The 8,434-nt window shown below is 37.3% G+C and carries 3 protein-coding genes and 1 pseudogene; all 4 read right to left on the bottom strand.

The window, feature by feature from the left end:
- Positions 1-221: 221 nt before the first annotated feature.
- Positions 222-4,019: a GEVED domain-containing protein gene (locus tag ACNQGX_RS18045; protein ID WP_417978652.1), complete on the bottom strand. Its 3,798-nt coding sequence runs from the start codon at positions 4,017-4,019 to the stop codon at positions 222-224.
- 682 nt (positions 4,020-4,701) lie between these two features.
- The gene (locus ACNQGX_RS18040; RefSeq protein ID WP_417978649.1) at positions 4,702-5,769 is read right to left on the bottom strand and encodes an alkaline phosphatase D family protein; all 1,068 of its coding nucleotides are present in this window, start codon (positions 5,767-5,769) and stop codon (positions 4,702-4,704) included.
- A gap of 192 nt (positions 5,770-5,961) precedes the next feature.
- Positions 5,962-7,368, bottom strand: a complete 1,407-nt coding sequence (locus ACNQGX_RS18035; RefSeq protein ID WP_417978647.1) for a SusD/RagB family nutrient-binding outer membrane lipoprotein — start codon at positions 7,366-7,368, stop codon at positions 5,962-5,964.
- An 11-nt stretch (positions 7,369-7,379) separates the two neighbouring features.
- Positions 7,380-8,434: pseudogene (locus tag ACNQGX_RS18030) on the bottom strand (SusC/RagA family TonB-linked outer membrane protein); the annotation flags it as partial.

Below are 8,434 nucleotides of genomic sequence, written 5' to 3'. Positions count from 1 at the left end.
TTTCATTACTAACCTCGTAAAAGCTACAAGCAAAAAAGAGGTAATGAGTATCTGTGGATATAGCTATGTGTTTTTAGATGAAATTTGGACTATATAATACATGTGTTTGGTATTAGTCTGCAAAGCGGACAATCATATAATTTTTTTAGTTGGTCTAATTGTATAAAAAAAGACTTCCCGGTTAGGAGAAGTCTCTTTTTGAAGTGTTCTTTAATTTTAAATTATTTGACGATAATTTTTTTGCTGATATTCCCTTTGGAGGTTTTCATTTTTACAATGTAAACTCCCGAAGCTATATTTTGAATCGGGATTTTAATGTTGGTTTGTTCCTTGTCAGTCACATCCCATTTAGACATTAATTTACCTTGAATGTTGAAAAGTGACACGGCAAGAACTGTATTGTCAGTTGCACTATTTGTTATATTCAAAACATTATTAGAACGCGTAAAGACTACTTGAATGGTATTTTCATAAGCAGGATCTTTTACGCCAAGGGCTTTGTCAGTGTAGCGAAGTATAAAACGATCATCAAAATCACCTTCTTCAGTTGTGAAAAGATAGGGTTTATCTTTTAAATCATGAATTACACCCAGTTCTTTATCTTCTAAATAGATATTTTGGGTATCAAAAAGCCCGTCTAAATGATCAATACGAATAGATAGTTCTCCTGTAATTGCTGCATTATAGCCTAAAGTCACCTGATCATTTTCATCAAATGGTACTGCTCGTCCTTGAATAGTTAGATTTACATCCGGAATAATAGAGTAGAAGCTAACATCATTTCCGCCCATCAATTCCCCATCATAACTTCGATCACGATCTTGCGTGGCACCCGGAACATAACCCACTAATATTTGGCTAAAGGCTCCTGAATTATTGGTTAAGTTCAACCAAATTCTATGTTTCTCTAGGTTAGTTTCTGTATTTATTTCTGTGTTTTTATTAGACTTACCGTTGTTTGTTTGTCTAAAGAATTGACTGTTGGTATAAGTTGATCCATCAGCTGTATTACGACGCATGTCGTTTTTGAAAATGGCACTACCGGTTACTCCAAGGCTTACGGTCAAAAAAGCTTGTCCCGAAGCAATAAATCCATTTGGAGTTGCACCTCCGCTAGTGAGGGCAGCTGTTGCAACCCCTCCCGTTTTGTTCCAAGAAGCATAATCTTCATCCGTATAATTAATTATGAAATCTCCATAAAAAGGATCCTCGAATGCAGCTTGTGGAGGGGAATTATGGGTCCAGAAATATATGGTTCCGTCAAGTAATGCAGTATTAGTTGCATTATCCAAGAAGGTGGTCGCGTTTATTGCAGAAGGATAAGGATTTCCTAATAAATTCCATTTATCATCCGTTTCGAGTGCTCCCATAGTTCCATAAGTTATCGGGACTGAAACATCTCCGTTGTTTGGCGTGCCAATGAAATTACCAGTGTAATTCGCCTTGGCGCCACTGATGTTATAGGTTTGAGGCGCTCTCACAATGTAGCCAATTCCAGGTTCCATTTTAGTACCAGTGCTTTCGTATTTCCAGTTGCCGCTGACTCCGCCAATGGAAGGTGTCCAACTGAAGTATTTGTCGTATAAAGTCAATAGGGATAAGTTTCCTAAGGTATAGTTTGACGATGAGGTTAGCGGTGAGCCCCAGTAGGTAAAGTCATAACGATTCATAGGTTGGGTAATTCTTTCCATATTTACAATTCCAGTATTGGCAACATTGTTAATTTGCACTAAGTTGGCATTGTTTTTTATGTTGAAAATGCCGTTTGCTTCTACTTTTACAAAATCCATAACGGTAAGGTTACTGCCTGTTGAGAGTTCTAAGTTACCGGTTGATTTAACCGTTAAGTTTTTTGCGAAAGCATCGTAGCCACTGCCCGGAATAACAGATGTGCTTGGGATAATCACGCAATTATCTACTGTGGGAACTCCAGCCGGTAGCCAATTGGTTGGCTCATTCCAGTTAGAAGAGAAAGAACCAATCCATTTCTTATTATTGATTACTGCTAAAGTTTGTGCGGTACCATTGCCACAGCTGTTAGAAGGCGTAACGGTTATATTTCCAGTTGCTTCACCGACTGTCACTGTTACAGAATTTGTAGTTCCTCCTGAAGTCTGTATCCAATCTGATGGGAATGTCCAAGTGTAAGTTACTCCGGGGGTATTTATAACACTATACGTTTGTGAAGTCGCTTGGCACGGTGATGTAATTCCCGTTATTGCGCTGGGCTGTGTGGGTTTGTCATTGACAGTGAAACTTTGAGTGCTAGTAGCTGTACCATCGGCTGTTGTTACTGAAACTGTTCCAGTGGTTCCAGTTCCTATTATTGCAACTATAACAGTTCCAGAATTTGATGTAATCGAGGTGACAGCTGTGCCGCCAATTTTTACATTGGCTGCAGTTGCGCCAGTAAAATTTGTTCCGGTAATAGTAATGCTTGAACCTAAGCAGCCACTTGTGGCATCTAAACTGGTTATTGTAGGTGGTGGTGGTGGTGGTGGCGATATATTCACAATATAATCCTCGGTTTCTCCGTAAGGGCTTGACGAAGCACCACAAGCTTGCGAATTGGTAAGTGCAGAATCGTTTCCGCCTCGTACTCTCATCCGGGTGTTCCCCGAAATGGCTCCAGCCGGAACAGGGATGCTGATTACTACTGTCCCCGATGGGCCAGCGTTAGTAGAAACAGCCCCTTCTGTCGTTTGAAAAATACCATCCTGATTAAAATCGATCCAAACTCCTGTATATTGATTAGGGTCAGAACCCATGGTTACAAATACGGAGGCAGTTGAAGATTGCGTAAGATTAGGTATCGTAACCGAATTATAAAAAGTATAAAAGGGTGTGGCTGAATAACCGGAAGGATTATTTAAGGTTCCCAAAGTCACATTTGAAATTTGATCATTTGCACCAGGTCCATTTGCATAGGTTGGTGTGCAATAAACAAAACAACCCGGTCCCATTGATGTGGTAATAGTAACATCGCTAGTTGAAGAACCGCATGCTCCATTTGTTATTGTCCAACGTAAAGTAGCTATTGCTCCCAAAGTTAATCCCGTTACTCCTGAAGTAGGCGAGGATGGTGTTGTTATTGTTGCTGTTCCAGAAACAACAGACCATGTTCCGGTTCCGTATGTTGGCACATTTCCTGCTAATGTTGTTGTAGTTGCACATGCTGCTAATGTTTGGTTAGAACCTGCATTGGCAGTTGTAGCTGCAGGGCAAGTGAAGTAAATACGAACTTCACCTCGAGCACCATACCCACCAGCAAATCCATTACCTTTAGCACCACCACCACCACCACCAATTATAAAAGCAGAATAAGCTCCGTTTCCGCTTGTAACTCCACTTCCACCATTTCCACCACCTGAATTTGTTCCATTTCCAGCTATTGTTAAATTTGCATCACCTCCATTTCCACTTGTTCCTGCACCTCCTCCTCCTGCACCGGAGATAGTAGAGGGAGAATTCCCACCGTTTCCACCTCTATAAATTATATCGCCAACAGAGCTCGTCGCTAAGCCACCTAAAGCTCCTGGTATAGCGTTAACCCCAGGTGCACTTCCTCCAGCGGCTTTTATTGTTGTTGTATTATTAAAAAAGGAATCCCCACCTTCTGCAGTTGATAAATAATCCCCACCTAACCCTACGGTAACGGTGTAGATGTTTCCTGGAGTAACAGGTATTGCATTTTTTTTAGCATATGCCCCACCACCCCCTCCAGATGAAGCTCCACTTCCACCTGTACTATTACCTCCTCGTCCACCGCCACCCCATGCTTCGACAGATATTGAGGTAACTCCAGCCGGACAAGTCCAAGTTCCAGAAGCGGTATATGTTGAAGTCGTTTGTGCAGATAACCACCCACCAAAGAAAAGCATAATAAACAGACTAAAAAAAGCTACGAGAGATTGGGTTTTATCTTGTTTTACTTTTGCGGTAGCAAAGAAGGAAAGCGGATGGGAATTTGTTGTAAATTTAAGAGAATCGGTATTTTTAGAAAAGTAATTTTGAGCCATGAACTTTCGGTAAGATATTTAGGCAATAAAACTACTTGTTTGTTGTTTAGGAAACAACATTTTGTTGATAAAATGTTATAATTTTTTTGCTGTTTATCGGATTTTTTGTTTCATTTGTCGAGGATTTAAAATAGGGTAAAGTACTTAATGACAGTGTTTTTTCTTATAAATCCTTAAACTACCACTATCAGGCCCCTGCGGAATTGTTCCGATAAGAGTTAAATGTTGATAGAAATAATATGACTATCTGTAACTAATACCAATTAATCATTTCAGCCACGAATTACACGAATTGCTATTTTAATTTTTGAAAAATTAGTAAAAATTAGTGTAATTCGTGGTTGACTTTTTCAAAGCGTTTGTATCCTGTAAATTTAGTCCGCTTTACGGACAGTTATATTACTTTTTGACTATCCGTAACTAATACCAATTTATTTTTAAAAATACCGGAATATTTATTGATAATTTTGTCATTTCGACGAAGGAGAAATCTCATTAGTTGCTCTCGTTATGTGATTTTTCCTTCGTCTAAATGACAAAACAGCTAAATTTTATTCATAAGATGTAGCTTGGTACAAGTAACGAACTGTCATATCCTTTTTTTATCGGACAATACTGTTTGTTAATAGAAAAAGACTTTCTTTCACCACTTTACGACTTTAAAACGGTATGACTTGCTACTTTAGGGATTAAATGAAATTTCCGACAAAAGAAAATCATGATTGCTAACAATACCATTTTTGTCAAATAAGTTCAGCTTAATCACCGGCTCTTTGTCTTTATAGAAAATTTCTATTAAACCAATGTTATTCTGTATGATAACATCGCCAATCCTGTTTTTATTAGACTCAGTGCTGTTCCATGTTTGGGTTATACCGCTTGAGGTAACATCATACAAAGGATATGTATTATTTGTTTTCATTTTTGAGATTTCACCCCAGTGAACGTCTCCTGAAATAAATACAACACCATTGGCTTTGGTTTTTGCTATTAAATCAACAAATTTTGCTTGCTCATGAGGCATATTTGTCCAAGATTCATACCCGTTATACTCATGTCCAAATTGCAAACTAGACGCGATAATTCGGATGTCTGCTTTTTTTGACAACTCATTTTCTAACCATTTCCATTGCTTGTTTCCAAGTATCGTACTGTCTTTTTTAGTATAAGGAATATAGTCATTTTTATACGCTGAACTTTTAGGTTTGTTTTTTAATAAATCATCTCTAAAGGTTCTCGTATCCAACATAATTATCTGGAGTGTTTTATCACCTAGTTTTACATATTCGGAACCATAAATACCATCATGGGTTCTTCTTTCGGAGTCTTGGGGAACTTCCCAAAAGTTCATGAAAATTTCTTTCGATTCTTTTTTAAACGGATAGTGTCTTCCTTTGTCATTTTCTCCAAAATCATGGTCGTCCCAAACCGATAAAATTGGAGTGCTTTTTTTTAATTCTTGAAATTCAACTTTGGACGCTAGTTTTGCATATTTATTTTTTAATAGATTCATGTCTCGTGTGTCTCCATAAATATTGTCACCGAGATAGATAAATAAATCAGGATTCAGTTTCACTGCATTTTGAAGCATAGGCTGCTCTTTGTCCTGATTTGCACAAGAACCAAATGCGATTCTGAAACTTTCATTAAGCGGAGTCGCTTGAATCTCATTTTTTTGAGCGTTGCAAAAGATGCTGTTCGTTAATAACAACAATTGCAGCATTATAAATAGTCTATTGAAATTTTTCATTGTTTTTTATTAAAAGTGGTTCTGCCACGAAATGAATAGGTATTGCAATCTATACTAATTTGTAAAATAAAGACTTAATAAAATCACCATTAAAACATTAAGCTTAATGCCACTTAATGTCTTAATGGTGAAAAAAAGGCATTATCTAATGGTGTGATTTCAAATTAAACCACACAAAAAGGGGGTAAAACCTTAAAAGTTATCCCACCAAATTTTAGTGTTAATGTTATCTCCTCCAATTGCTTTTACGGCAGCACTATTGTTTTCAGCATTCACAGATTGCTCTATACTTGGATACATAACTCTTCTAGGGACTTTACCGCCATTTTTAGCTCCAGGTCCGGCTTGAATAAAACTTGGCTTTCCAGTTCTTTTCCAGTCTACCCACGCTTCTACGCCAGTGTGGTATAAAGCCAACCATTTTTGTGTGTACAACACATCATTTGTAGCGCTATAAGGTGCCGTTGTGATTAAATAATTTGCGGGCATGGTAACATTCCATTGATTGAATGATGCTTCAACTGCAGTGTTGTAATATCCTTGGGCAGTTCCGGTAGCAATTATATTTCGTTGACGGGCTTCGGCTAACAAGAAATTCAACTCACTATAGGTCATGAATATCGAAGTTATTTTAGTTTTAGTATAAAAATAATCTTCGGCTCTTCTGGAGTATTTTGTAGGTTCCCCAATTTGATCTAAAGCAAGACCCGGTTGAACCCCTTTGTGATTAGTGGTTCCGGCAATTGGATCGATCCATTCCTCCAGACGCGGATCATTATTTGTCATTAATGTATTCACTATATGGGTTGAAGGCATAACAATATTGTACCCATACAATCGGTTTATTCCATCACTCATAGGAGATATATTTGGAAAAACACCAGTGTACTTGTAATTTGCATTATCTGAGTTTGATTCAAATAGGGGATAGGTTGCCGGTTTCGAAATGATTTCACTTAGTTTTGTATTGACAACGGTCTTATTAGAAACACGCATTAACAATCGTACATGAAGTGAATTACAGAATTTTTTCCATTTCAGCATAGAACCGTTAAACAATAAATCACCTTCTATTGATTTGCTCGTTTCAATAATGGAATTAGCGGTAGTTAAATTCTCAAATATTTTTGTGTAAATCTGTTCTTGAGAATCATACACCGGTTTCAAAATTCCTTCTTCTCCTCTTGATGATTCCGAATAAGGGACATTGCCATACGTATCCGCAATTACACTTATTACATAGGATTCCAAAATTAGAGAAACGGCCTCATAATTTTTATCATTCAATACAACGGCTTGTTTCTTAATATCATTGATGTCATTAAGCCATTTATACATATCCCAGAAACGGCCGCTAGCTCCCCAGTTGTATACGTCAAGCTCATTGTATTCATAGTTCCCGCCATATTGAGCCACAATATCTCCAAAGTCAAAAGCATTCGACACATTTTCATTTGCCAAATTAAAAATGACATTCGGTAATAATGTTTTAGGTTGGGCTGCTGTTGGCTGGTTTTTGTTGGTGTTAATTTCTTCGAATTGATCGGTACAAGAAATTGAAACACTTAATAATAGAACGAATATTAGAAATTTTTTCATGATTGTTTTTTTTAGAATGAAACATTTAGTTTTACACCATAGCTTCTTGAGGATGGAAGTTGCAATACTTCAAATCCGGGTAATAATGTTCCTCCGCTTAAAGATTGAGTTTCCGGATCGATATTAGGCACTTTTGTCCAAAGAGCCAAGTTGTTTCCTACTAAGCCAATGCTTATATTTTGCACGTTGGCAGCTTTAATTAACTTTTGTGGAAATCTGTAATTCAAGCTTACTTCCCTCAATTTTACATAAGAAGCATCAAATGAATTTGCTTCAATATTATCACGACGGAAAGTATTTGAATAATACCAGTTTTCGGCACTAATGACTGTTGTATTTGGACTGTAAGAACCATCCGAATTTTGTACAACACCATCGCCAACAATTCCTGTTTCTCTTCCTGGTAATGAAACGGCTAATATGCCACTTTCCATACCAATTGCATTAGTCATTGAATAAATTTTCCCACCGTGTCTAACATCAAATAAGGCATTAAGAGTGACATTTTTAAACCTTAAGTTGGTAGAAAGTCCCAGCATCCAGTCCGGATTGTAGTTCCCAATTTTTTTAATTTGAGTGTCCAAAATTGGAGAACCGGTATTGTCAAAAACAACTTGACCATCAGGACTTCTAAGATATCCTCTGCCGTACATGTCTCCCATTCTTTCCCCTACACGAGCTTCTACAGTTCCACCGTTAGGACCTTGTGCAATGATGTAACTGCTGATTCCTTCCGTTAGTTCTTTTACAACTCCTCTGTTTTGGCTAAAGTTGGCATTAATTGACCATTCTAGATTTTCACTTTTAACGGGCGTAATCCCTAAACCAATTTCAATACCTTTATTCTGAATTTTTCCTGCATTGATTACGTTTGATGTAGATCCTGTTGCTTGTGAAACATCTAAACCTACAATTTGATTTTTAGAGTTTGTAATATAATAACTGGCATCTAATACCAAACGAAAATATAATATAGACCAATTTTGATAATTGGTTTTTTTATGGTAAATTTGGACTATATTATAACAGTAATTATGGCACATGCAAAAATTTTGGTGATTAAGGA

It is taken from the genome of Flavobacterium glycogeni, from assembly GCF_048286775.1.
Taxonomy (GTDB): Bacteria; Bacteroidota; Bacteroidia; order Flavobacteriales; family Flavobacteriaceae; genus Flavobacterium.
This window is presented reverse-complemented; position numbering and strand designations above follow the sequence as displayed.